General features: G+C 39.7%; 20 protein-coding genes, 1 tRNA gene, 1 rRNA gene, 2 pseudogenes and 1 riboswitch. Of the genes and pseudogenes, 16 read left to right on the top strand and 8 right to left on the bottom strand.

Annotated elements, in window-relative coordinates; all coding sequences use genetic code 11:
- The first annotated feature begins 138 nt into the window (after nt 1-138).
- Nucleotides 139-570 (top strand): S1 domain-containing post-transcriptional regulator GSP13, encoded by a 432-nt coding sequence (gene yugI / locus PQ474_RS07295; RefSeq protein ID WP_273841417.1) that lies wholly within the window; start codon nt 139-141, stop codon nt 568-570.
- 346 nt (nt 571-916) lie between these two features.
- Here the strand turns inward: yugI and PQ474_RS07290 are convergent, their stop codons facing one another.
- Nucleotides 917-1,144: a DUF378 domain-containing protein gene (locus tag PQ474_RS07290; RefSeq protein ID WP_034626543.1), complete on the bottom strand. Its 228-nt coding sequence runs from the start codon at nt 1,142-1,144 to the stop codon at nt 917-919.
- A 227-nt stretch (nt 1,145-1,371) separates the two neighbouring features.
- On the opposite strand from PQ474_RS07290, the gene PQ474_RS07285 reads away from it, so the two are divergent.
- The 3 genes from PQ474_RS07285 to PQ474_RS07275 all read left to right on the top strand — a co-directional run bounded on the left by PQ474_RS07285 (nt 1,372) and on the right by PQ474_RS07275 (nt 4,601).
- Nucleotides 1,372-2,535 carry an iron-containing alcohol dehydrogenase gene (locus PQ474_RS07285; RefSeq protein ID WP_273841411.1) on the top strand — a complete coding sequence of 388 codons (1,164 nt, stop codon included), beginning with the start codon at nt 1,372-1,374 and terminating at the stop codon, nt 2,533-2,535.
- A 164-nt stretch (nt 2,536-2,699) separates the two neighbouring features.
- Nucleotides 2,700-4,052, top strand: coding sequence for a glucose-6-phosphate isomerase (locus PQ474_RS07280; protein WP_273842123.1), 1,353 nt, complete (start codon nt 2,700-2,702; stop codon nt 4,050-4,052).
- A 126-nt stretch (nt 4,053-4,178) separates the two neighbouring features.
- Entirely contained in the window at nt 4,179-4,601 is a 423-nt protein-coding gene (locus PQ474_RS07275; protein WP_273841409.1) for a YugN-like family protein, read from the top strand.
- On the opposite strand, the gene PQ474_RS07270 is transcribed toward PQ474_RS07275, so the two are convergent.
- Nucleotides 4,585-5,592: a potassium channel family protein gene (locus PQ474_RS07270; protein ID WP_273841407.1), complete on the bottom strand. Its 1,008-nt coding sequence runs from the start codon at nt 5,590-5,592 to the stop codon at nt 4,585-4,587. The two genes, PQ474_RS07275 and PQ474_RS07270, sit on opposite strands and share 17 nt — an antisense overlap.
- 113 nt (nt 5,593-5,705) lie before the next feature.
- Here PQ474_RS07270 and PQ474_RS07265 point away from each other — a divergent pair, with 113 nt between their 5' ends.
- Both PQ474_RS07265 and PQ474_RS07260 read left to right on the top strand, forming a co-directional pair.
- On the top strand, nt 5,706-5,861 hold the full coding sequence (locus tag PQ474_RS07265; protein WP_273841406.1) for a hypothetical protein: 156 nt from the start codon (nt 5,706-5,708) through the stop codon (nt 5,859-5,861).
- Nucleotides 5,862-5,930: 69 nt separating this feature from the next.
- A tRNA-Ala gene (locus PQ474_RS07260) sits at nt 5,931-6,003 on the top strand.
- A gap of 425 nt (nt 6,004-6,428) precedes the next feature.
- On the opposite strand, the gene PQ474_RS07255 is transcribed toward PQ474_RS07260, so the two are convergent.
- Both PQ474_RS07255 and PQ474_RS07250 read right to left on the bottom strand, forming a co-directional pair.
- Nucleotides 6,429-7,073: a transcriptional regulator gene (locus PQ474_RS07255; protein WP_273841402.1), complete on the bottom strand. Its 645-nt coding sequence runs from the start codon at nt 7,071-7,073 to the stop codon at nt 6,429-6,431.
- A 148-nt stretch (nt 7,074-7,221) separates the two neighbouring features.
- The gene (locus PQ474_RS07250) at nt 7,222-7,395 is read right to left on the bottom strand and encodes a hypothetical protein (RefSeq protein WP_273841400.1); all 174 of its coding nucleotides are present in this window, start codon (nt 7,393-7,395) and stop codon (nt 7,222-7,224) included.
- Nucleotides 7,396-7,418: 23 nt separating this feature from the next.
- Nucleotides 7,419-7,501, bottom strand: a riboswitch (cyclic di-GMP riboswitch).
- A 167-nt stretch (nt 7,502-7,668) separates the two neighbouring features.
- Here PQ474_RS07250 and PQ474_RS07245 point away from each other — a divergent pair.
- From PQ474_RS07245 to PQ474_RS07220, 5 genes and pseudogenes are all read left to right on the top strand, one after another.
- On the top strand, nt 7,669-8,073 hold the full coding sequence (locus PQ474_RS07245) for an acyl-CoA thioesterase (RefSeq protein ID WP_273841398.1): 405 nt from the start codon (nt 7,669-7,671) through the stop codon (nt 8,071-8,073).
- 347 nt (nt 8,074-8,420) lie between these two features.
- Nucleotides 8,421-8,795, top strand: coding sequence for a PAS domain S-box protein (locus PQ474_RS07240; protein ID WP_273841396.1), 375 nt, complete (start codon nt 8,421-8,423; stop codon nt 8,793-8,795).
- 32 nt (nt 8,796-8,827) lie between these two features.
- A pseudogene (locus PQ474_RS07235) lies at nt 8,828-9,987 on the top strand (putative bifunctional diguanylate cyclase/phosphodiesterase).
- A 159-nt stretch (nt 9,988-10,146) separates the two neighbouring features.
- On the top strand, nt 10,147-11,139 hold the full coding sequence (locus PQ474_RS07225; RefSeq protein WP_273841391.1) for a BMP family lipoprotein: 993 nt from the start codon (nt 10,147-10,149) through the stop codon (nt 11,137-11,139).
- A gap of 14 nt (nt 11,140-11,153) precedes the next feature.
- Nucleotides 11,154-12,386: a diguanylate cyclase gene (locus PQ474_RS07220; RefSeq protein WP_273841389.1), complete on the top strand. Its 1,233-nt coding sequence runs from the start codon at nt 11,154-11,156 to the stop codon at nt 12,384-12,386.
- 151 nt (nt 12,387-12,537) lie between these two features.
- Here the strand turns inward: PQ474_RS07220 and ilvD are convergent, their stop codons facing one another.
- On the bottom strand, nt 12,538-14,232 hold the full coding sequence (gene ilvD, locus PQ474_RS07215) for a dihydroxy-acid dehydratase (RefSeq protein WP_273841387.1): 1,695 nt from the start codon (nt 14,230-14,232) through the stop codon (nt 12,538-12,540).
- A 239-nt stretch (nt 14,233-14,471) separates the two neighbouring features.
- The gene (locus PQ474_RS07210; RefSeq protein WP_273841385.1) at nt 14,472-15,848 is read right to left on the bottom strand and encodes an APC family permease; all 1,377 of its coding nucleotides are present in this window, start codon (nt 15,846-15,848) and stop codon (nt 14,472-14,474) included.
- Between PQ474_RS07210 and atzF the strand changes: the two are divergent.
- Nucleotides 15,849-17,305 (top strand): annotated as a pseudogene (gene atzF / locus PQ474_RS07205) (allophanate hydrolase).
- Nucleotides 17,306-17,355: 50 nt separating this feature from the next.
- On the opposite strand, the gene PQ474_RS07200 reads toward atzF, so the two are convergent.
- Both PQ474_RS07200 and PQ474_RS07195 read right to left on the bottom strand, forming a co-directional pair.
- Nucleotides 17,356-18,246, bottom strand: a complete 891-nt coding sequence (locus PQ474_RS07200) for an MBL fold metallo-hydrolase (protein WP_273841382.1) — start codon at nt 18,244-18,246, stop codon at nt 17,356-17,358.
- Between the two features lie 174 nt (nt 18,247-18,420).
- Nucleotides 18,421-18,729 (bottom strand): hypothetical protein, encoded by a 309-nt coding sequence (locus tag PQ474_RS07195; protein ID WP_273841380.1) that lies wholly within the window; start codon nt 18,727-18,729, stop codon nt 18,421-18,423.
- Between the two features lie 371 nt (nt 18,730-19,100).
- Here PQ474_RS07195 and PQ474_RS07190 point away from each other — a divergent pair, with 371 nt between their 5' ends.
- The 4 genes from PQ474_RS07190 to PQ474_RS07175 all read left to right on the top strand — a co-directional run.
- On the top strand, nt 19,101-20,408 hold the full coding sequence (locus PQ474_RS07190; protein ID WP_273841378.1) for an alkaline phosphatase: 1,308 nt from the start codon (nt 19,101-19,103) through the stop codon (nt 20,406-20,408).
- A gap of 139 nt (nt 20,409-20,547) precedes the next feature.
- Nucleotides 20,548-21,720, top strand: a complete 1,173-nt coding sequence (purT, locus tag PQ474_RS07185; RefSeq protein ID WP_273841375.1) for a phosphoribosylglycinamide formyltransferase 2 — start codon at nt 20,548-20,550, stop codon at nt 21,718-21,720.
- 115 nt (nt 21,721-21,835) lie between these two features.
- Nucleotides 21,836-22,762: a sulfurtransferase gene (locus tag PQ474_RS07180; RefSeq protein ID WP_273841373.1), complete on the top strand. Its 927-nt coding sequence runs from the start codon at nt 21,836-21,838 to the stop codon at nt 22,760-22,762.
- Between the two features lie 424 nt (nt 22,763-23,186).
- Nucleotides 23,187-23,253 (top strand): 16S ribosomal RNA (locus tag PQ474_RS07175); the annotation flags it as partial.

The following is a 23,253-nucleotide window of genomic DNA, read 5'->3' as shown; positions in this document are numbered from 1 at the left end:
AGCCGAATCGCTTGATTTTATTGGTTTTAATTAGTTGAAAATGAGGTATAACTACAAGGAGCCCATAGACAATTTTGCGTTAATGCAATAATTGTGTTAAAATTAAAAGGTTAAAAATTATCTAGGAGATGTATGTATATGTCAAATTATGAAGTAGGCAGTATTGTAGAAGGAAAAGTTACTGGCATCAAGCCGTTTGGTGCGTTCGTAGCACTTGATGAGAAAAAACAAGGATTAGTTCATATTTCAGAAGTAGCACACGGATTCGTTAAGGATATCAACGATGTTCTTAAAGTTGGAGACGAAGTGAAAGTGAAAATTATGAATGTTGAAGAGGAGTCAGGTAAAATCTCACTTTCTATCCGTGCAACGCAAGAAGCTCCAGAGCGTCCAGCTCGTCCGGCTCACAAGCCACGTCCTGCTGGCAACGCTGGTGGTGGCGGTGGACGTAAGCCACAACCACAAAAGCAACAACAACAAGGATTCAACACGTTAGAAGATAAGCTTAAAGAATGGTTAAAGCAATCTAACGAAATCCAAGCAGACTTAAACAAGCGCGCTAAGAAATAAGGAAAAAGCACCCGTTATGGGTGTTTTTTTTTACCTATCGATCGGGTTGAGAAAATCCTTACTGAATTGTCTCAAAAGTTAGAGGGAATCAGGTTTTTTTTGCAACAATACGAAAATCACTGTGACTTCTAAAATATAATGCCATATATTAGCGACTTCTCTTTTATTGGTGACTTTTCACTAAATCTCAGCAACTTTTTAATATTTATAGCAAGCTGGCTCTTGTTTTTAGCTACTTTTGTTTTATGAACAAGAAGGGACGTTACGATCGGCAAGCCTGACGCCACAGCGTATTTTTAATAAAGAAAGGCCTAACTCAAAAGGGAGTTAGGCCTAAGCCATCATATTAACGTTGTGTTTCTGGAACACGTTCAAGCTCTTCATCTGGCTTGAATAAAATGGAAATACAATATAGACCTGCTAAACCAACTAGGGCATAGATAACACGTGAGAAAGCTGCTGCTTGACCACCGAAAATGGCTGCAACAAGGTCAAAACGGAAGAAACCGATAAGTCCCCAGTTGATTGCACCAATAATCGCTAGAACTAATGCTGTACGTTGAATACCGCTCACAATATTCACCTCCAGTTATGGTTTTAGTCATTTTTAAATGACCTAGACAACTCTTGAAAATCGGTTTCGATTTCCTGAAATGTCCGTACACAACTCTAATTGTTGTGTCTCACCCATTATCATGGTTAGAAACGTTTGAAAATATGCATGAGATTCAAGTGCCAATCGTTTACATTTACAGATGTATTGGTAATAATAATAAAGAAGGTATACGAGGAGGAATAGCAATGGATCCATTTGTATTTCAAAACCCAACGAAATTAATCTTTGGCAAGGGCCAAAATGAAGCACTCGTAAATGAGGTAAAAAGTTATGGCAACAACGTTCTTCTTGTTTATGGCGGTGGAAGCATAAAGAGGAATGGATTATATGATCTCGTTGTAAGCAAGCTGAAAGAGGCCGGTGTCAACATTACTGAGCTAGCTGGAGTCGAACCGAACCCACGCTTAACAACGGTACATAAAGGAATTGAGCTTTGTCATCAACATCAAATCGATCTCGTTTTAGCTGTCGGCGGAGGAAGTGTAATTGACGCCTCAAAAGCGATTGTAGTAGGGGCAAAGTATGATGGTGACATATGGGATGTTATTACGAAAAAAGCAGAACCAACTGAGGCTCTTCCGTTAGGGGCGGTCTTAACGCTAGCAGCAACGGGTTCAGAAATGAATTCTGGCTCTGTTGTAACCAATTGGGAAATTAACGAAAAATTAGGGTGGAGCCATCCTTTGGCATTCCCTAAATTTTCAATTCTTGACCCGAAAAATACGATTTCCGTTCCAACGGATCAAACGGTATATGGCATCGTTGATATGATGAGTCATGTCATTGAAGCCTATTTCCATAAAGCCGATCATACCCCTTTACAAGATCGCATTATGGAATCGATTTTACTAACGGTTATGGAAACGGCTCCGAGATTACTTGAGGATTTAGAAAATGAAAATCTAAGAGAAATCATCCTTTATTGCGGAACGATGGCTCTTAACGGAATTACACAAATGGGATTACGCGGGGATTGGGCTACGCATAATATGGAACATGCGGTCTCAGCCGTTTATGACATTCCTCATGCTGGAGGCCTGGCTATTCTATTCCCTCACTGGCTTCACCACACACTAAATGAGAGAATTAGCCGCCATGTTCAACTTGCGACAAGAGTTCTTGGAGTAGATCCTGCAGGGAAAACGGAGGAAGAGGTTGCTCTTGAAGGCATTGAAAAGTTATCAGCCTTCTGGACATCACTTGGTGCACCGAATCGTTTAGCTGATTATGACATTGACCGTAGTCAAGTAGAACGAATGGCTGACCTTGCGTCTAATCGCGGAGTATTTGGTAACTTCAAACCATTAACAAAAGAGGATGTAACAGAAATTTTAACGGCAGCCCTTTAAAGTAGGCGAGAGGACCAAGTAGTTGGTCCTCTCGCCTATTTGATCAGCTAAAAAGGCAGAAAACCTTTAAATTGCCTTTTTTAATTAAAAGGCGAGCTTGATTCTTTCTGCCTCTTTCGATAAAGTGAAGAAGGAGAATCTCATATTAAGGTATGGAGGATGAAATCATGGAAAAAGTACGTTTTGACTACACAAAAGCATTAACATTCTTTAATCAACACGAAATTGACTATATGCAAGGGGCAGTTACAGCTGCACATGAAGCATTACATAACGGAACAGGGGCAGGTAGCGACTACCTAGGGTGGATTGACCTTCCGAAAAATTATGATCGTGAAGAATTTGCTCGAATTCAAGCGGCGGCCGAAAAAATCCAAAGTGATTCCGATGTCTTACTCGTAATCGGAATTGGCGGATCTTACTTAGGGGCTCGAGCAGCGATTGAAGCTTTAAATCATACGTTTTATAACAACCTTTCAAAAGAAGAGCGTAAAACCCCTCAAGTATTCTTTGTCGGTCAAAACATTAGCTCAACGTATTTAAAAGATCTTCTAAACCTGATTGAAGGCAAAGATATATCGGTTAATGTGATTTCTAAATCAGGTACAACAACAGAGCCAGCGATTGCGTTCCGTGTGTTCCGTGATTACTTAGAAAAGAAATATGGACAAGAAGAAGCTCGTAAACGTATTTACGCAACAACAGACCGTACAAAAGGTGCGTTAAAAACACTAGCTACAGAAGAGGGATATGAAACATTTGTTGTTCCTGATGATGTCGGTGGCCGTTTCTCTGTATTAACAGCAGTTGGGCTTTTGCCGATTGCCGTGAGTGGTCTTGATATTGAAGCCATGATGAAAGGGGCAGCTGCGGCTAGTGAAGATTTCTCTAACCCAAATCTTGCGGAAAACGAATCGTACCAATATGCTGCAGTTCGTAATGCTCTTTACAACAAAGGCAAAACAATTGAATTAATGGTTAACTATGAGCCTTCCCTTCACTTCGTATCTGAATGGTGGAAGCAATTATTTGGGGAAAGTGAAGGAAAAGATGGCAAGGGAATTTTCCCGGCATCTGTAGACTTTTCAACTGATCTTCACTCTATGGGACAATACGTACAAGATGGTCGCCGTGACTTAATGGAAACTATTATTAATGTCGATAAAGTACGTGAACATGTAACGATTGAAGAAGCTGCAAGTGACTTAGATGGTTTGAACTATCTTGCTGGTGAAACGATGGATTTCGTCAACAAAAAAGCGTTCCAAGGAACGATGCTTGCTCATACAGATGGAGGCGTACCAAACCTGATTGTGAATGTACCAGAACTAAATGAGTACTACTTCGGTTACTTAGTGTACTTCTTCGAAAAAGCGGTTGGCATTAGCGGATACTTATTAGGCGTGAATCCGTTTGACCAAGAAGGGGTAGAAGCTTACAAAAAGAATATGTTTGCTCTCCTTGGCAAGCCAGGGTTTGAAAAAGAAAAAGCAGAGCTAGAAGCTCGTTTGAAATAAGAAAGAAGACTGTTAAGAGTAGTGACTCTTAGCAGTCTTTTTTGTTCAGGGAAGCTGTACATAAAAAGACGCAGGCGAGACACACTAGTAGCAATCATACTGTGAAGTCACGAAAGGATGAGGGAGATGATTACTCTTCGATCTGCCGTTGAAGGGAAACAATTTAAATTAAAAGAATTAGAAGATAAACTGAAGCCTCTTGGATATGCGATCGGAGGAGGATGGGAATACGACCATGGATGTTTTGATTATAAAATTGATGAAGAAGAAGGGTATACATTCTTACGTCTTCCATTTAAAGCGGTCGATGGGGAGTTAGACCAAAGAGGAGTTACCGTTGAAATAGGCACTCCCTTTGTTTTAAATCATGTGTATCAAGAAGGGCTTGATGATAATCCAGATGTGTTTAACGGATTAGTTGGGATGAATTTAAATAGCTCTTTCAACCAGTTTCAAGAACCCGTTGATAAAGACAGCAATGTTGATCCTAAATACATGCCTACTGCACAGAGCTTAATTCAAGAGCTCGAACTTACTTTGTTGGACTAACAATGACAATTAATTGATCGTCCGTCTGAAGTTCAAGGGAAGCGGGTGGATGAATGAAAATCTGCTCGCCTCTTTTAATCCCTAAAGGCAGGTCGCCATTTTGATAAGCTTTAGGCCATACCTGAACAAAGGGTTCCCCGATTAAAGAGTGGTCTAAAGACCTGAAGGAAATTAAGCTCATTCGCTCAAATTCAAACAATTCTCTAATGACCTCACTTGTTTTAGGATGAAGAAGAGTCGAAGTCAAAAGATCTCCTGTAAGCAAGGTTGATATAATGCATGTGTCCGCTCCTGCACGCTTAGCGTTCGCCACTTGGTCTTTTGTCAGTAACTCCACGATTGTATACACAGAAGGATTTTGTCCCTTGACCGCAAGCGTGGTTAAAACCGAACGAGCATCGGCAGAGAATTCATTCGCTTGAGTATTAGCCGTAACCAAAACGACGGACGCGAGACCAATATTAGCTTGCTTCAAAACAGCATCTTCACTACTATTTCCTTTTACAAAATGAATGTTTTTATAAAATTTAGGGAGCTCTGTTAATGAATCGTCAATTAATACAATCTTCAGATGAGGCTTTTCTTTGTTGATCGTTGCGATGGTATGACGACTTCGTTCATTCCAACCAATGATGATCACATGCCCTTCACCGACAAAAGAAACATCTCCTTCTCTTGTCGATAGATTGATCTGAACAGCAGCCCCTGCAAACGAGGTAACTAGTAAGGTCATAAAGCCAACACCGACAAAAATAAGAAGAATCGCTAGCACTCTCGTCATCGTAGACTCTGGGACAAAATCACCATAGCCAACAGTTGAAACTGTAACAAAAGCCCACCAAATTCCATCAAACCAAGACGGAAATTTATTGGGTTCAAGAATATGAACAACCGCCCCCACGCTAACTCCTGTACTGATAACGGCAAAAGCCAATTTTACAACAAGAGGAATATGAGCTAATAACGTTCGAATGAGGATCCACTGAGACAACAGAACACCTCCCTTTTTGGACAAGTGAATACAATTAGTATAGCCAATTTCTTGCTCTAGCAATCCTAGCTTGTTATGATAGAAGATGAAATATGAATTAGGGGATTGGATACATGTCTACAATTGTCTTTGCCTTTGCTATTTTCTGTGGCTGGCTTGTCTTTGATATTGTTAAACATAAAAAAATTACGTTGGAGTCGGTTTTAAGCTCGCTTGTCGTAGCCGTTGTCGCAGGTATTTTTTGGTGGATATTAGAGTGGATTTTTTGAAAAAGTGGTGAATAATAGTACTTGTCACACGCGCTCGAAAGACATATAATAGAGTTACCGTTTAAACACGGGGCATTAGCTCAGCTGGGAGAGCGCTACGCTGGCAGCGTAGAGGTCATCGGTTCGATCCCGTTATGCTCCATTCTTAAAAAGACATGATTCTAAGAATCGTGTCTTTTTTGGTGTATTGTAAGCTAGCGATTGGAATTGGAGGAGCGGGGACATTAGGGCCGTAATTTGTGTGGAGTGTTGCTGTTTGGAGGAGAGCGGACATTAGGGCGGTAATTTATCTGACCTGCTGCTGTTTGGAGGAGGGAGGGACATCAGTGCCGTAATTTGCCTAACCTTACTGTTTGGGAGGAAGCGGACATCAGATCCGTTAATTGCTTGAAATGTGGCCATTTTGGAGGTTGAGCGGACATCAGATCCGTTATTTGCTCATCATTCAAAAAATTAGAACCGATTTAGAGCGAATAGCGGATCCTATGTCCGGGAAGCCCTTCAAAACGGAGGTTTTTTCAAAAATAGCGGATCCTATGTCCGCTTCGGCTTCTGTCTGGGGCTTAATCATTTAAGGAGATAGGTTCGCACCCGCTCTTGGCCACTTGCTACACGGAGAATTTGCAAGTTAACCAACTTATGTAAGATACGTCTAGCATGACGATCGCTGATTCTTAAGTGGGCACTAATTTCTAATGGAGTAATAGGACGGAGCAAGCGACGGGCATATCGAACAACTTCTGCTTCAAGTGAAGATAAGTGTGAGGGGGTATCAGTTGAGAGGAATTTTCCGATGAAAGCCAGAATAAGCTGTTGGCATTGTTTTGGCTCATGTTTAATCGATAGATAAGCTATAGGTAATAAGGTCCATCCATCAAGAGCCAATAAAGAATGGCGCCAGCATAAATCCTTAAACCTTCTTACATCAAGATCGCGTGCATGAGGCCCATAACCTTGAATTTCAATACAGCCTTTAGCATCCCCAGGTCGATAAGCGAGATCAAGATATCGGTAACCATTATTAAAATCTCGTACTTCCCACTCTGGGAACAAATGATCAAAATTTCCTACCGTCGGAAACCAGATGGAACGTAGAAATTCGATCGTGCCGTGACCAAGTCCTTTTTCTAGGATTTCTCGCCTCCTAGAATTCCTTTCTTCCAAGAGGTTGAACTGAACCCACTTATTTAATGCTTGCTCAAATTTTTCCATTTTGAAAACACATCCTCTGAAACTCTTTTAAAATGAATATAAAACCCCCATACCCTTACCGCAATCACTCTGTTAGAAATCATACTGAAACTTCCCTATATAAACAAAAAACCGCATCCTCTACCTTAGAGGATACGTGAAAATTAACTTATTGATTTATAGGTTGTTTTTCTATCACTAGTTCTCTTCTAGCTAATTCTTCTTCTAACAAAACAATAAATTCGGAGTCTATTTCTTGTATGGTTAAAACTAAGTTATAGAGCTCTACGAATTCTTCGTTGCTTAATGTTAAAAAAGATGATGAATGAGGAATAAAGTCCATAGTAAATAGCCTCCTACAGCAAATTTACTCAGGCCGGTTGCACCACCTGCTCCAATCTACCATAGGCGCCCATATGTAGGTAGTTATCATAGCTTCCATAAGTAATATAATTATATCATAAAATCATTATGATTGTATAAAATTAACGAATTATTAAAATTTATCTGAAAATCATTTAAGTTTAGAATTGGACATAGTAAAGTGGAGAAGGAAGTGTAACTGGTTAGAAAACAAATTAAATTTTGATTAAAATAGTGATAAGGGTGGTTGACTTTGTATATTAAGAAAATAGATCCAAGAGTTTCAGAAACCGACGGTGCTGGGCACATTAACAATACAACCATTCCAATCTGGTTCGAGTCTGGTCGTGATGAGATTTTCAAGCTGTTCACACCAAACTTATCTTTTGATGAATGGAAATGTGTGATCGTCAAAATGGAGGTCGAATACATAGCTCAAATCTATTATGGAAAAGAAGTTACAGTGAAAACCTGGTTGTCTAGATTAGGGAAATCCAGTTTTGATGTCTATGAAGAAATCCATCAAGATGGGACGATACGCGCAAAAGGAAAGGCTACGTACGTTAACTTTAATTTTAATAGGCAAAAAAGTGAATCGATTCCTGATCCTATTAAAATCGAACTTGAAAAACATCTTTATAACGAGGGAGATCAATGATCAATTAAAGCAATAGCACAAGTAATCTAGCCTTCTGAATACTAATCAATCAGAAGGCTTTTTCATATGAATATATAAGACTAGTATAGAAGCGTCCATTCCTGGTCACAATGACTATTACAAAGCTTCAGTTGGAGGGAATGGCGATGAACAAACAATCAAAAGGTGAAACGGTGACATATGCTTTAAGCGTGATTCTATGTATCGTCTTTTTGGTAGGCGTCCTTGCGTATAATGTCATAAAGTTCTAATTAAATGGAATGAAAAAAGTGGAGAAAGCGACATCTATGTCCTTACTTTCCAATATATTAGTGTAATGAAATCCTTAACCAGTTCAAACGATTTTTATGAAATTTCCAATTAGTCCGGAAGATTTGGTTGGCCAGTCTGTGTATTCTTATTTTGATGGAGAAAATAGAATGAAAATGGAGGAGCATTTAAGAAAAGCTAGTGGTGGAGAACATCAGCACTTTGAGGTGTCGACCAGAAAACCTAGTGGAGAATGGCTTGATCTAGCTGTGACTCACATTCCTATGTGTGTAGAAGGGAAAGTCGTAGGAGTATTTGGAATATCCAAAGATATCACAGTACTAAAAAAAAGCGAAGAAAAGATCCATTACTTAGCGTATCATGATTCCCTTACCGGTTTACACAATCGAGCATTTTTTGATGAATGTTTAAAACAAGAGATCTATAGTATGGGAAAAATGATTATGGTTTAGCGATCATCTTAATCGATTTTGATCGATTTAAAATGATCAATGATACTCTTGGGCATGATGCAGGAGATGAGTTACTTGGTGTAATAGCAGATAGGCTTCGTTCGAGCGTTAGGAAGGGAGATATTGTGGCTAGACAAGGTGGAGATGAATTCACGCTTTTAATTAAGAACATCACACAAACCGATGATATCGTCAGTTTGGTGGATAGAATGATGGCTGAATTGAGCCAATCCTATAACATTAAAGGCCAGGAATTTTTCACAACACCTAGTATCGGTATTTCTTATTATACGAAAGGGGATGAAACCGCTTTAAGTTTAATGAAACAGGCGGATCTAGCCATGTATGCGTCAAAGAAAAACGGGAAAAATCAATACACTTTTTATGAACAAAAATTGGAACAGACGTCAGCCAACCAATTGTGGGTAGAAAGTGATTTACATCATGCTATTAAAAATAGAGAATTTGTGCTCCATTATCAGCCACAGATCGATTCAAGTAATCAAAAAATTTATGGTGTAGAAGCATTAATACGTTGGCAGCATCCCGAATTAGGCCTATTAGCTCCAAGTCATTTTATTAACATAGCAGAAGAGACCAATCTGATTTTGCCAATAGGGGAATGGGTATTACGTGAAGCGTGTAAGCAAGGGAAGAAATGGGACGATCAAGGTAACCCATTGAAAATCTCTGTGAATATATCTCCAAGACAATTTCAGTCGCCTGACTTAGTTAAGATGATTGCTGATATTATCAAAAAATCTGGATGTGATCCCAAGCTTCTTATTCTAGAAATAACAGAAGCTGTTGCTATGAATAATATTGAAAAGACGATTGACAAGCTAACCCAAATTAAGGAAATGGGGGTTCGCATTTCAATTGACGACTTTGGAACCGGTCATTCCTCCTGTCCTATCTAGCTCAGCTACCGATTAATGCATTGAAAATTCCGCGTGAATGTGTTGGTGAGTTAGGGGTGGAAGCAAACAATGCAATTGTTGATACCGTTATTACATTAGCAAAGAATCTGAAATTAGATTTGGTAGCTGAAGGAGTTGAAACGAGTTCTCAGCTGTTATTGCTAGAAAAAATGGGCTGCTGCCGTATGCAAGGATATCTTTTTGGCAAGCCAGTTGCTGTAGGCGAACTAGAAAGCCTTCTTCATCGAGATTTAATGGACAGGTTAAATTAAACAAGGGATGCCTTAAGAGGTATTCCTTGTTTGTCTATAATTTTCCTTATTTTTTAAAAAAAGTCTATCTTCTCGTAAAATTTTAATAGTTTCTTTTCTGTATAAGTTTTACAATAGAAAATATGAGTTTTAAGATTTCAAAAATAAGGGAGTCTTACAATGAAATCCTGGTATCTTAAAATAACTCTTTTCGTTTCATGTTTGATGCTAGTAGGCTGTAATCAAGTGCTGAATACAAATGAAACAGAAGATCAGATAAAAGTGGGTGTGCTTTTAGCGGATGATGGTTTAGGGGATCACTCGTTTAATGACACAGCTTTTTTAGGGTTAATGAAAGCAAGAGATGAATTAGGTATTATGTTTGATTACCGCGATCTTAGTATCTCAACTTCTTTTAAAGATGGATTATTGGAATTGATAGAAGGTCAGTATGATTTAATAATTGGTCTAGGTTATACAATGAAAGATGATTTTGAAGCCATTGCGCTAGAGTTTCCAGAACAGGTTTTTTTATATATTGATGAAACCGTTGATTTACCTAATGTGACTTCCATTACGTTTAACGAGTATGAGGGAAGTTACCTTGTAGGAATCATTGCTGGAATGAAGACAGAAACAGATTCGATTGGTTTTCTCGGCGGAATGGACGCTCCTGTCATTAATCGATTTAAAGAAGGATTTATAAGTGGAGTTACTGCTGTAAATGCCAATGCAAGGATAAACGCCGAGTATGCAGGTAGTTTTGGTGATCCTGAAATAGGACGCCAAATGGTTTCAACTATGGTAGATGAAATGAATGTCGATGTCGTTTTTCCGGCCGCTGGCTATACCGGTCTTGGAGCTCTTGAGGAAGCTGTTGCGAAGGGAATCTTTGCAATTGGAGTTGACACGGACCAGTATTATCTCGCTGAAAAGGCTGTTATTACATCGATGTTAAAAAATGTTGATGTGGCTATTTATACGGTCATTAAAGAACTTGTTGAAACAGGTGGAATAGCGAAAAAGCATATTCAATTAGGGATTGTAGAAAATGGTGTTGGTTTATCACAAATTCGATTGATCTCTCTCTCGGAGCAAGAACAAAAACAACTAGATATCTTGACGGGACAATTAATTCATAGTACAGGAACCTTGTTCCGAATTGAAGAATAGGAGGTCACGATTTTGTGAATTTACAGATGAAGTTTCTACTACATACGGCTGTCTCTATCCTGATAGCTTTGATTATCATGTCTCTCATTATTTTAAAGTTGTTTGAAATGCAAGTGACCGCTAGCGAATTTTCGAACAAGTTGCTAGATGTGGAGCAGTTGAATAGTTCGTTAGTAAGTTACCAACAATCTCTTGAAAATTACGGGAAAAATCCAACGGAGAGTAATCGCTTAAATACGATTTCGAAATTTAATACGTTTTTAGTCGAAGTAGAAAATAGTAATCAACTACAGGTAACGGATGAAAGAGATCAAGAAAGAATTGAATTGTTTCTAAAAAAGGTAGCGCGGATTACAGAAAAAATGCAAGTGGTTACCGAGGATGAAAATGTAACTGTAGCCATTCAACTGTCATCGATTATTAATGGAGTTATAAATGATGTTCATATACTTAGCCACTCTCTTCAACATCAGTATGATGTATATTCAAAACAGAACAATCGAGAAATCATATCTCTTTTTATTGTTAGTGGAGTCACCCTTTTACTTGTCGCTAGTATCTATACGTATATTTTAACAAGAAAGATTGTGAAACCGATTCAACTGCTCAATGAATATTCCAAGAGAATAGCGGATGGAGATTTAGAAATTAAAGAGCTCGAACTCAAGAGCAAGGATGAGATTGGGCAATTAACAAAATCCTTTAATACGATGAGACAAAATTTATTCACCCATGTTAAAAAGTTGCAACAAAATGCAGATGAGCTACACACCCTGGCAAATACAGATGAACTAACGAAGCTATACAATAGAAGATATTTTATGAGTGCCGTAAAGCAGATGGAAGGTCAGTCCTTCTCCGTTATTCTTTTTGATATCGATAATTTTAAACGAATTAATGATACATACGGACATATAGTTGGAGATAAAATGATTGTTCATGTGGCCACGATTTTAAAGAGTGTTGTCCCAGAGGAGTGTATTTGTGGGCGCTTTGGAGGAGAGGAATTCATTGTTTTGCTTCCAAAAGCAGTTAGGATAGAAGCGATGAAGCAAGCAGAAAATTTACGATTTATTATTGAACAATCTACGGTGTTAGTTGATGAAAAATTATTATCTGTCACATGTAGCTTTGGTGTGGCGGATTCCACAAAAACGAACGACGTCTTGAGTGTAGTTCAACAAGCGGATACAGGGCTATACTTAGCAAAAGAAAATGGAAAGAATTTAGTGGAAGTGGTTGTGTAAGCGCAGGTTCAGTCGTTTTAATCAAACATTTATTTAAAAAGATATTAATTTAATTATTGCACCGTTGTTGTTGATAAATACTTGAACCGCCCTACTATGACTTCTCTTAGCAAGGCGGTTCGTTTGAGTTTAGCTTATGCATCTAAAGCGATTACAGATCGGTAACTGCCCCTTTTGAGGCTGATGAAACGAGCCTAGCATATTTGTTTAAAATACCTCTTGAATAGCGTAATGGTGGGGCCGTCCATGCGGATAAACGAGCTGACATTTCTTCCTCAGTTAGGTCAACAGAGAGTTCTTGTGTCTCGCTATTAATCGTAATCAGATCCCCTGTTTTGATCAGGGCGATGGGTCCACCAACTTGAGCCTCAGGGGATACATGCCCGACAACTAGTCCGTGGGTTCCTCCTGAGAATCTTCCATCGGTGATGAGTCCCACTTTTTCGCCTAATCCTTTTCCGACAATGATACCAGTAATGGAGAGCATTTCAGACATTCCCGGTCCGCCTTTTGGACCTGCATATCGAATGACGACAATGTCGCCTTCTTTGATTTCATTATTTAAGACAGCCTGTGTCGCTGCTGGTTCTGAATCAAACACTTTTGCGGGCCCTGTAATGTTTGAGATTTTTAAACCGGACATTTTAGCGATTCCACCCTCAGGTGCTAAATTGCCTTTTAAGACAAAAAGAGGGCCAGATTCACGAATGGGGCGATCAAACGGGCGAATAATGGTTTGCCCTTCTTTTAATGGAGCTTGATCGGCTAGATTTTCTGCGAGAGTTTTCCCCGTTACTGTCAAACAATCTCCATGAAGAAGACCTGCTTCAAGTAACATTTTCATCACGCCCGATACCCCGCCTACAGAATGGAGATCATGCATCACATATTTTCCACTAGGCTTTAAATCAGCTAGGTGAGGTACCTTTTTACGAATACGATCAAAATCGTCAAGCGTGAGATCAACATCCACAGAATGAGCGATGGCTAATAAATGTAGAAAGGCATTCGTAGAGCCACCGAGTGCCATCACGACCGTTATGGCATTTTCAAATGCCTTTTTCGTCATAATATTCTTCGGATAAATCCCTTTGCGCAGTAGTTCAACAACGGCTTGTCCGGAATCGTAGCAGTCGGTTAGCTTATCAGAAGTTTCAGCAGGGTTAGAGGCACTCCCTGGGAGGCTCATCCCCATCGCTTCAATAGCAGATGCCATCGTATTGGCCGTGTACATCCCCCCGCAAGAACCTGCGCCAGGACAAGCATGGCATTCAATATCTTTTAAATCTTCCTGATCGAGCATTCCAGCGCTGTGCTGCCCAACCGCTTCAAAAACAGAAACAATATCGATATCCTTGCCGTGTTTGGACTTACCCGGAGCAATGGTCCCTCCATAGACAAAAACAGCCGGAACATTTAGCCGTCCAATCGCAATCATACAGCCAGGCATGTTTTTATCACAGCCACCAATGGCAACTAGTCCATCAAGACGTTCGGCTCCCATTACCGTCTCGATTGAGTCAGCGATCACTTCTCTACTAGGCAAGGAGTAGCGCATGCCTTCATGGCCCATTGAAATGCCATCGGATACAGTAATTGTATTAAAAATTAAAGGTGCTCCATCTCCATCTTTCGCTCCTTCCTTCGCTTTCAATGCGAGATGATCAATATGTACATTACAAGGTGTCACTTCACTCCAAGTACTGGCAACACCAATCATAGGCTTTTTAAAATCATCGTCGGTAAAGCCAACCGCTCGTAACATCGCTCGATTAGGGGCGCGGTTTTCTCCTTCGCTAATGTCAATGCTGCGAATTCGTAAGTCTTTGTTCTTATCGTTTATCATAAATGTCCTCCTGTTCTTTCTATCTACATCATCAGTATCAACAAAACAAAGCAATTTCATAATCATAACAGGTCGAGCTGAGAGGTTGTTTCCATTTATAAAAGGAAATTTTGACTATTTAGTAAGTGTACAAAAGCTAGTGTAGGTAAAGACTGGTTGGGAAATTCAAAGTTTACGAACTAAAAAGAATCGCTCTTTTTTTAGAGAGCGATTCTTTTTTTGTTATAGCAAAGTAGCATTTAGACAGCTTGGGGATCTTTGTGCGATTGTATCGTGATTTCTTCCGTACCTGAATCGGGTAATGGACGTTTAAACCGATTGGTTAAGAAGCCTAAATAAATCAATCCGATTGTGATCCATACAAATCCGCCGATTAAAGTAGGGATATCTAATAAAGCTAGTAACCAAATAATGAAGACCGCTCCGACTAGAGGAGAAATCAAGTGAACAAGTCCTTGTTTTAAAGAAAAGGATTTTTGCTTTTGTTTGTCTTTGAAATACAATGTGATTACACATAGATTGACGAAAAAGAAGGCAGTTAAAGCTCCAAAATTAACAAATCTTAAGGCAGCATCAATCGTGATCACGATGGCGAGTAAAGAGACAATCGATGTAAAAACAATGTTTAACACAGGTGTTTTAAATTTTGGATGAATGTAACCGAAAAATCGACTAGGCAATATTGAATCTCGTCCCATCACATAGAGCAGTCTAGATACGGCTGTCACAGAAGCAAGTCCTTGTGTGAAGATAGCAGCAATTAAAACAGTGATAAACAATGAACTAAGTAAACTACCACCAACAAGCCCAACTAATTCTAGTGCAGCTGAATCGGGATTAACAAAGGTGAAGGTAGGAACGATTAATTGAATGAAATAAGAGGTTGTCACATGAAGGCTACCTACAATGGCGATCATGATGAAAATGGCTTTAGGAATGGTTCGCTTTGGATCTTTCGTTTCCTCCGATAAGGTTGTCATTGTATCAAAACCGAGAAACGAAAAGATCACGATAGAAGCACCAGCTAATACAAGAGATAGAGACAAGTCAGAATCAAGGAATGGTTGAAATGAGAGGAGTGTTCCGCTCCCTCCACCATTTAATAAGCCATGGATCATAAAGGCGCAGAAGACAATGATAAAAATGATCTGTAGCATGACAAAAACAGCACTAATGTTAGCTGAAGAATTAACACCAAGTATGGATATGGTTGCAAGGAGCAGTGTTAGAGCAATGATCCATACGTATGGAGGAATAGAAGGAAACTGAGCATTCAGGAAAATGCCAAATGTAATACAGGCAATAATCGGAGCAAATAAATAATTAAGTAGAAGCACCCATCCGACAATAAAACCTAGATTTGGGTTCATGGCTTTCTTGACAAACGTATAAGCAGATCCAGATATAGGCAATTTCCTTGCCATAACCGCATAACTAGCCCCGGTAAAAAGTACAGCCAGCACGGCGACTGCATAAGCGGGTGTTAAAAACCCACTTGCCCCTTCAAACGCTACCCCAAAAACAGAAAAATAAATCATTGGCGTATTCCATGCAAGCCCCAACATGACAACTTGAAACAACGATAATGTTCGTTTTAACTCAGTACCTTCTCTCATATAGATGAGCATGCTGCTGTCGTAAAGAAACTAATAGAAGCTGGTGCGATTCCAGTTGGAAAAGCCAATTTAGATCAATTTGCGACCGGTCTTGTCGGGACACGAAGTCCTTACGGGGAAACTCATAACTCTTTACGACCGTGAATAAGCGGGGGTTCAAGTGCTGGTTCAGCGGTTTCGGTAGCGCAAGGTCAAGCCGTGTTTGCTCTTGGAACAGATACGGCCGGATCTGGCCGTATTCCAGCTTTATTAAATAACCTAGTTGGATATAAACCGAGTCTTGGCGCATGGTCGACGATTGGAGTCGTTCCAGCCTGTGAAAGTCTTGATTGTGTAACGGTTTTTACGCACGCTTTGGATGAAGCCCTTTTAGTCGATCAACATGCAAGAGGAGTAGAGGCGAGCGATCCTTGGTCACGAGAGCTTCCTCAACCTGTAGCAAGTCTCCCTGAAAAACTGTTGTTACCGAAAGACTCTCTTACTTTTTTTGGCCCGTTTGCCGCGGATTATAGTGAGGCGTGGGAAGCGACGGTTAGACAACTTGAAACCTTACAACTACCTATTGAATATGTTGATACGTCATTCTTTAAAGAAGCAGCTTCTATATTATATGACGGCCCAATGGTGGCCGAACGCTGGGCTGCTCTGGGACAATTTGTAAATGAAAACCCAGGCGCGACCTTTCCTGTAACCGAGCAAGTTCTTCGTTCTGGTTCGGCTAGTCAATATGATGCGGCTTCCGTTTTCCAAGCAAATCACAAACTCCAAGCGTATAAGCTTGAGGCTAAAAAGTTACTTGCGAACTCTGTTCTAGTGATGCCGACTTCAGAGGGAACTTGGACTCGCGACCAGGTTAGGGAGAACCCGATTTCGACTAATAGTGATATGGGAAGATATACGAATCATTGTAATTTACTCGATTTATCAGCAGTGGCGATCCCAGCAGGTGAGGCTAGTGATAAAGTGCCATTTGGTATTACTTTTTTTGGTCTAGCAGAAGAGGAAAGTTTCATTTGCGGAGCTGCTGATCTTTTTCTTGAATCTACGCGAAATACGGATCAAGATATAGATGGAGAAACAACATTGGTTGCTGTGTGTGGATTACACATGAGAGGTTTCCCGTTAGAAAAACAAATGAAAGAGTGTCAGGCTGAATTTGTTCGAGAAGCTGTTACTGCTCCTAATTATCAAATGGTGAAACTTCCATCCGAGCCGGCGAAACCTGGTTTGATTAAACAACCAACCGGTGGAGCTTCGATTCAATTGGAAATATGGCAGATGCCGCTTTCAAAGTTTGGCCTGTTTACAGCATCGATTCCTGCTCCGCTAGCATTGGAAAAGTGGGACTTGAGGACGGATCTGAAGTTCCAGGTTTCATTTGTGAAGCGTATGCGGCAAAGGAGGCAGAAGATATTACCAATTTAGGTGGATGGCGAAACATACTAATATCAAATTGAACAAAGGTAAAAGGACGTGGGCTGGGCTCACGTCCTTTTACCTATAGGTTTCATTTAACGTCAACAAGTGCTCCATCCCTTTCGGATACCGTAAGACCGAGGCGATGCAGGTGCTTACGAATCCCACTTCGTTCCCATGTTTTAAAAATAGGTACGTTTAAACTATTTTTGGGATAAAAGATACCAATGTCCGTTATTTCTTCAAATGTAAGTCCTTTTCTAACGTATTGTTCAATGGTGTGATCGCGCTTATCAATTATTTCTAGATAGGTTTCCATCTCATTTTGGAATTCTTGCTTCGTGAAAATTCCTTTTTGATGTCCTGTTATATATGTATTTGCATCGAGACTGAGCAGGCGCTTTCCAGATTCAATGAACTCCTCAATATTCCCATCCTTTCCGTTATACCAAGGGCCAAATGAAGTCATGTCATAATCACTGACATAAGCAACCCCTAGATCTGAAAAATAAGGAGAGGAGAGACCTTTTGTGTGACCGGGTGTATGTAAAAAGGTAACGTTAACGTTGCTAAAAGAATACTCAGTTTCATAATCATAAGTCCCTGAAATTTCTTCAATGTTTTGAATCCATTCCTCTGGGAGATTTGTTCTCCACATCTTAACGCCAGCTTCTCCCCATTCTTGGTAAATGCCATTTGCTTCTGCAATCCGATCAATGCTTTGGATGGTCTCAAATTCAATTGGATTAATCCATTTTGCCGCTTGCGGAAATAAAGAGTTATGTTGTATATGATCAGGGTGGTAATGAGTATTTAAAATCAGTTCAATTCCTAACTCCCTCTTTATGTCTAATAAAGCGCGTTTGTCTGCTCCACTATCGATGAGAACTTTTTCTTTGCAGTCGATGTATAAGCTTCTTGAAAAAGGGACCTTACTTTTATTTGGACCTTCGACAATAACGAGGGGGCCAATGCGTTCCATCATATTCACCTCTTATCATAGGATGTTTCTACAGAATTAACGAATGAATGTTCATTCATTGTAACATGAAAATGATTTATTTTATATAAGTCCGTTTACCTTGCGACAAAATTTATTTCGATTTTGCCCACCAACTCAAGTTGAATGGTGGGCCTCCATTTTATTTAGCGTTTTTTACCAATAAGGACGAGGGCGAGGCCCGTATCCATGGTGGCCATGGTGGCCATGATGCCCGTGATGTCCGTGATGGTGGTGTCCATAATGTCCGTACCATGGATATCCAAATCCTCCTGGTCCATATGCACTGTAACCAGGTCCTACATATATTGGACTAAACGTACCAAACCCAGGCCCTACTAATTGCCCTCCTAAAAATCCTAAACCTGCACCGAGAATACCTGCGCCGACAGGTCCAATTCCTCCTGGGCCAAATCTAGTATCTTGATGCTGATAAACTGGAGTGCTGTAATCGTTTCTATACATTAAAATTCCCCTCTCGTTCAGTAATCATTTTCACTCTAGCCTATGACATTTGGGGAGATGTGGAATGGGTAAATACCCTTTTCTGTTTGATTGATGAAATAGCCTATACAAAAAACAGACCTTTCTAATGGAAATGGGTGCATCATAAGTGAAAGTTATACACAGGCCAATTGTGGACAGAGTGGATAACTACGAACAAACATTCGACAAAATTCAGACTTGAAAAGACAATTTTCGGCTTTTTGTATGAAGAAATTAATTGTGAAAGTGGTTATTTGTCAAATCAATGTGCATGCATTTCGAAAAAGAAACATAAAACGTATGAACATGACAAAGACTGGAAAGAGGATGAAGTAAATGGGAGGAGTACAATGTTTGTATGGAAACAATGGTGTGTAGTGAGCTTATGTTTGACGATCATTTTATTTGGTTTTAATCCGTTTGGTGAAGTAGTTAATGCAACTAGAGATCAATCCCCTGTTAAAAACGTCATTTTTATGATTCCAGATGGGTTTTCTAGTGCCTATGCCACGAATTATCGAATTTTCAATGGAAATGAATTTATTTTAGATTCGATGCTAGTTGGAATGATGAAAACACATTCAGCTAGTAGTTGGGTAACAGATTCAGCAGCGGCAGCAACCGCGATGGCGACAGGTGTTAAAACGAAAAATGGTATGATTGGTGTTGATTCAGAGGGACAGCAATTAAAAACCATTCTTGAAGCGTCGAATGAAGCGGGGAAGTCGACAGGTTTAATTGCGACGAAGGCCATTACAGATGCTACACCGGCAGCGTTTGGAGCCCACGTTATATCAAGGACTCAAGAAGAGGAGATTGCCAGTCAATTGCTTGAACAAGTTGATGTGCTCTTTGGTGGGGGGAAGTGTCATTTTCTACCAAGCAGGCAGGACAAGCAAGATTTAATAGAAGAAGCTAGGTCAAATGGGTATCAGCTTATAGAGACGAGAGAAGAATTAATAGCCTTGCAAGGGACTGAAAAGAAAGTGTTAGGATTATTTGCTGATCAAATGTTAGCAGCAGAAATAGACCGTGATCAAACAGATGAGCCTAGCTTGGCAGAAATGACTGAAATGGCTATTGAACTATTAAGTGAGAACGATGAGGGTTTTTTCTTAATGGTTGAAGGAAGTAAAATTGATCGAGCCGGTCATGCTCATGATGCAGCTTGGGCCATGAATGACATCGCTGCTTTTGAACAAGCAGTGATAAAAGCAAAGGATTTTGCGGAAAAAGACGCTCAAACCTTATTGCTTGTAGTTGGTGATCATGACACCGGAGGCCTATCGGTAGGTGGCTACAATGAATATGTGGCCAAGCCTGAAATGTTAAGGAATGTAAAAGCATCCGCAGCGTTTATTTCAGCCCAAATCAATAATAGGCGTACCAATGTTCAAGAAGTCATGAAAGAATATACAAATTTTGATTTCACCAAGAAGGAAATTAAAAAAATAAAAACAGCTTCAACCAAAGAGGTTCCTTTTGTCATAGGTGAAATTATTAGTGAGAAGGCTTATATTGATTGGGTAACAACAGAACATACAGGAGTTGATGTCCCGATTTATGCATTTGGTCCGAAAGCTCATTATTTTCAAGGTCATTTAGATAATACTGAGTTACCCAAGAAAATAGCCCAAGCTATGGAGCTTACCTTTTAGTGAGAACTCTCGATTTAACGAACGTTATTTGAGTTTTTTTATTTCAATGTTCGCTTATAGGAAGAAAAAACTTGAAAAAACACGTCACTCTCCTTTATGATAAGAGAAAATAAGGATTTTGATGGGAGAGGCGCATTTGATGAATTCTACAAAAACGAAAAAAATGTTACTACTTGGTTCAGGTGAATTAGGAAAAGAAGTAATCATAGAAGCGCAGCGATTGGGGGTTGAAACGGTTGCGGTTGATCGTTACGCCGATGCTCCTGCTATGCAAGTAGCGCATAGATCTCATGTTGTTGATATGCTGGATGCTAAGGCGTTGAGAAGTGTCATTGAACAAGAGCAACCTGATTTGATTGTACCAGAAGTTGAAGCGATTCAAACTCAAGTACTTGTTGAATTAGAAAAAGAAGATTATGTAGTGGTTCCGACTGCATCAGCTACAAAGCTAACGATGGATCGGGAAGGAATTCGCCGGCTTGCAAATGAAGAGTTAGGCTTACCTACAGCTGGATATGAATTTGCAAATTCTTACGAAGAGTTAAAAGTAGCCGTAGAGAAAATGGGTACACCTTGTGTCATTAAACCTCTAATGAGTTCTTCAGGGAAAGGTCAAAGCTTATGCCGTTCTAATGAGGATATAGAAGCATCTTGGAATTTGGCATTAGAAGGTGGACGAGGAAAAAGCACTCGAGTGATCGTTGAAGAATTCATTCATTTTGAATCAGAAATTACATTACTTACGGTTCGTTCAGCTTCTGGTACTTCTTATTGTGCACCAATTGGACATGTTCAAAAAGACGGAGACTACATCGAATCGTGGCAACCACATCAAATGACGGAGACACAAATCACTGAAGCGCAAGATATTGCTAAAAAAATCACGGATGCACTAGGCGGATACGGATTGTTTGGAGTTGAGTTGTTCCTGACTAAAGACAAAGTATATTTTAGTGAAGTATCACCAAGACCTCATGATACAGGGATGGTGACACTCGTTACTCAAAATTTATCGGAATTTGCTTTACATGTTCGAGCGATTCTAGGTTTTCCTATTACTGAAATTACGCTCCATTCGCCTGGAGCAAGTCATGTTGTGAAAGCGTGGGAGGAAAGTTCGGACTATCAAATAGTTGGAGTGAGTGAGGCTTTAACGATTCCGAATACGCAAGTTCGTATATTTGGTAAGCCAGAGACAAAGGTAGGCCGGAGAATGGCTGTAGCTTTAAGTACCTCAGATGATACACAAACGGCTCGGAATCTCGCGAAAGAAGCAGCCGAGAAAATGAAAGTTATCTACCATCAGGAATAAGGTCTAGTAAGAAGACGATCTGAGAAAAGTTTCTCAGTCGTCTTTTTTGCATTAATACGTATTAAGAGATGATTTGGACATAATAAAAACGAATCTAGAAAGGAAGTGAAATTGAATGAAGATACTAGCCATTCTCTTACTATTTATAGTTGTTACCAGTTTTGGATTGAAAGAGTTGGGCTTCGCTCAATCGCTTGATTACTCTAATGCTCCTATATTAATGACTGTTGAAGATGTAGAAAAGACTTTAAAGGATGAGAACAGGCTAATAGTAGATGTTCGAAAAGAAGGTTATGCATCTGGTCATATACCGGGTGCTATTTCATTTGATATGGAACTCTTGATAGACAAAGAGCATCCAGTAGAGGGTCACTTGATTCAAGAAGAGGCTTTTGAAAAGATCATGAGGGAACATGGAGTGAATAATGATCAGACCGTTATCATTTATGATCAGGGACGAGAAACCGATGCAACTAGGCTATTCTATGCTTTAGAGTATTTTGGTCATAAAGATGTAAGAGTTTTAGATGGAGGGTTTACAGCGTGGGAAGCGGCAAATAAAAAAACGGAAACACAAACGTTTGATGCTGAACGTGGAGATTTTAGTGCTAAAGAAAACCGGGAACTAAGAATGGAGAAGGAAGAAGTCAAGCAAGTGATCGGAAAAGAAAATGTGGTTCTTCTGGATGTGCGTTCTCCGGGTGAATATAAAGGAGAGGATGTACGTTCAAAAAGGGGCGGGCACATTCCTTCCGCTGTAAATCTAGAGTGGACGAATGTTCTGACTGAAGAGGATGTCTCGCGGTTCAAGTCAGCTGATGAAATCGAGACACTGTTAGAAGCGGAAGGCGTTAAGAAAGATAAGAAGGTCGTTGTTTATTGTCAAAAGGCAAATCGAGCTTCTCATATGTATTTTACTCTAAGGTTACTCGGTTATGAGGATCTATCAGTATATGAGGGATCATGGGAAGAGTGGGGGAATGATCCGAAGACTCCTATTATAGATCCAAGTAAAGTAAATCGAGAGTTACGCTCATTGTAAATGTTTAAATGGAGAAGGTGGATGCAATCAAGAATTTGTTGCATCTATCTAATACTAGGCAAAGTTTAATATTAGATGACTGGTGGTATAATCTTTAAGGGAAAAAAAAGAAAAAACTATTGCGTAGAATTTTTAGGTGTGTTATATTTATTTCTGTTGTCCCAACAAACGGTCTTTACGAATGTTGTTATAAAAAAACATTTAAAAAAGATGTTGCGTTGAGGATGGCGATGTGTTAAGATAACATATGTCGCTAACGAGAGACAGGATTTACTGAAATGCGTTAATGACAAAAGAGTTCTTTGAAAACTGAACAAAAGACAAGCGAAAAGAGAAAACATGATTTTCTCGTCAATTTTTAGCAATTTAGTAAAATTGCATTTGTTATATCGCTAGCGTGATATAACTTGAGCTATCAAACACTTTTATGGAGAGTTTGATCCTGGCTCAGGACGAACGCTGGCGGCGTGCCTAATACATGCAAGTCGAGC

Source organism: Halalkalibacter alkalisediminis, assembly GCF_028610705.1.
Classification (GTDB): domain Bacteria; phylum Bacillota; class Bacilli; order Bacillales; family Bacillaceae_D; genus Halalkalibacter; species Halalkalibacter alkalisediminis.
This window is presented reverse-complemented; position numbering and strand designations above follow the sequence as displayed.

What these genes read in the sequence shown, in the direction of transcription:
- yugI (WP_273841417.1), top strand. Translation starts at nt 139, where the DNA reads ATGTCAAATTATGAAGTAGGCAGTATTGTAGAAGGAAAAGTTACTGGC.
- PQ474_RS07285 (WP_273841411.1), top strand. Translation starts at nt 1,372, where the DNA reads ATGGATCCATTTGTATTTCAAAACCCAACGAAATTAATCTTTGGCAAG.
- PQ474_RS07275 (WP_273841409.1), top strand. Translation starts at nt 4,179, where the DNA reads ATGATTACTCTTCGATCTGCCGTTGAAGGGAAACAATTTAAATTAAAA.
- PQ474_RS07265 (WP_273841406.1), top strand. Translation starts at nt 5,706, where the DNA reads ATGTCTACAATTGTCTTTGCCTTTGCTATTTTCTGTGGCTGGCTTGTC.
- PQ474_RS07255 (WP_273841402.1), bottom strand. Translation starts at nt 7,073, where the DNA reads ATGGAAAAATTTGAGCAAGCATTAAATAAGTGGGTTCAGTTCAACCTC.
- PQ474_RS07250 (WP_273841400.1), bottom strand. Translation starts at nt 7,395, where the DNA reads ATGGACTTTATTCCTCATTCATCATCTTTTTTAACATTAAGCAACGAA.
- PQ474_RS07240 (WP_273841396.1), top strand. Translation starts at nt 8,421, where the DNA reads ATGAAATTTCCAATTAGTCCGGAAGATTTGGTTGGCCAGTCTGTGTAT.
- PQ474_RS07225 (WP_273841391.1), top strand. Translation starts at nt 10,147, where the DNA reads ATGAAATCCTGGTATCTTAAAATAACTCTTTTCGTTTCATGTTTGATG.
- ilvD (WP_273841387.1), bottom strand. Translation starts at nt 14,232, where the DNA reads ATGATAAACGATAAGAACAAAGACTTACGAATTCGCAGCATTGACATT.
- PQ474_RS07210 (WP_273841385.1), bottom strand. Translation starts at nt 15,848, where the DNA reads ATGAGAGAAGGTACTGAGTTAAAACGAACATTATCGTTGTTTCAAGTT.
- PQ474_RS07200 (WP_273841382.1), bottom strand. Translation starts at nt 18,246, where the DNA reads ATGGAACGCATTGGCCCCCTCGTTATTGTCGAAGGTCCAAATAAAAGT.
- PQ474_RS07195 (WP_273841380.1), bottom strand. Translation starts at nt 18,729, where the DNA reads ATGTATAGAAACGATTACAGCACTCCAGTTTATCAGCATCAAGATACT.
- PQ474_RS07190 (WP_273841378.1), top strand. Translation starts at nt 19,101, where the DNA reads ATGTTTGTATGGAAACAATGGTGTGTAGTGAGCTTATGTTTGACGATC.
- purT (WP_273841375.1), top strand. Translation starts at nt 20,548, where the DNA reads ATGAATTCTACAAAAACGAAAAAAATGTTACTACTTGGTTCAGGTGAA.
- PQ474_RS07180 (WP_273841373.1), top strand. Translation starts at nt 21,836, where the DNA reads ATGAAGATACTAGCCATTCTCTTACTATTTATAGTTGTTACCAGTTTT.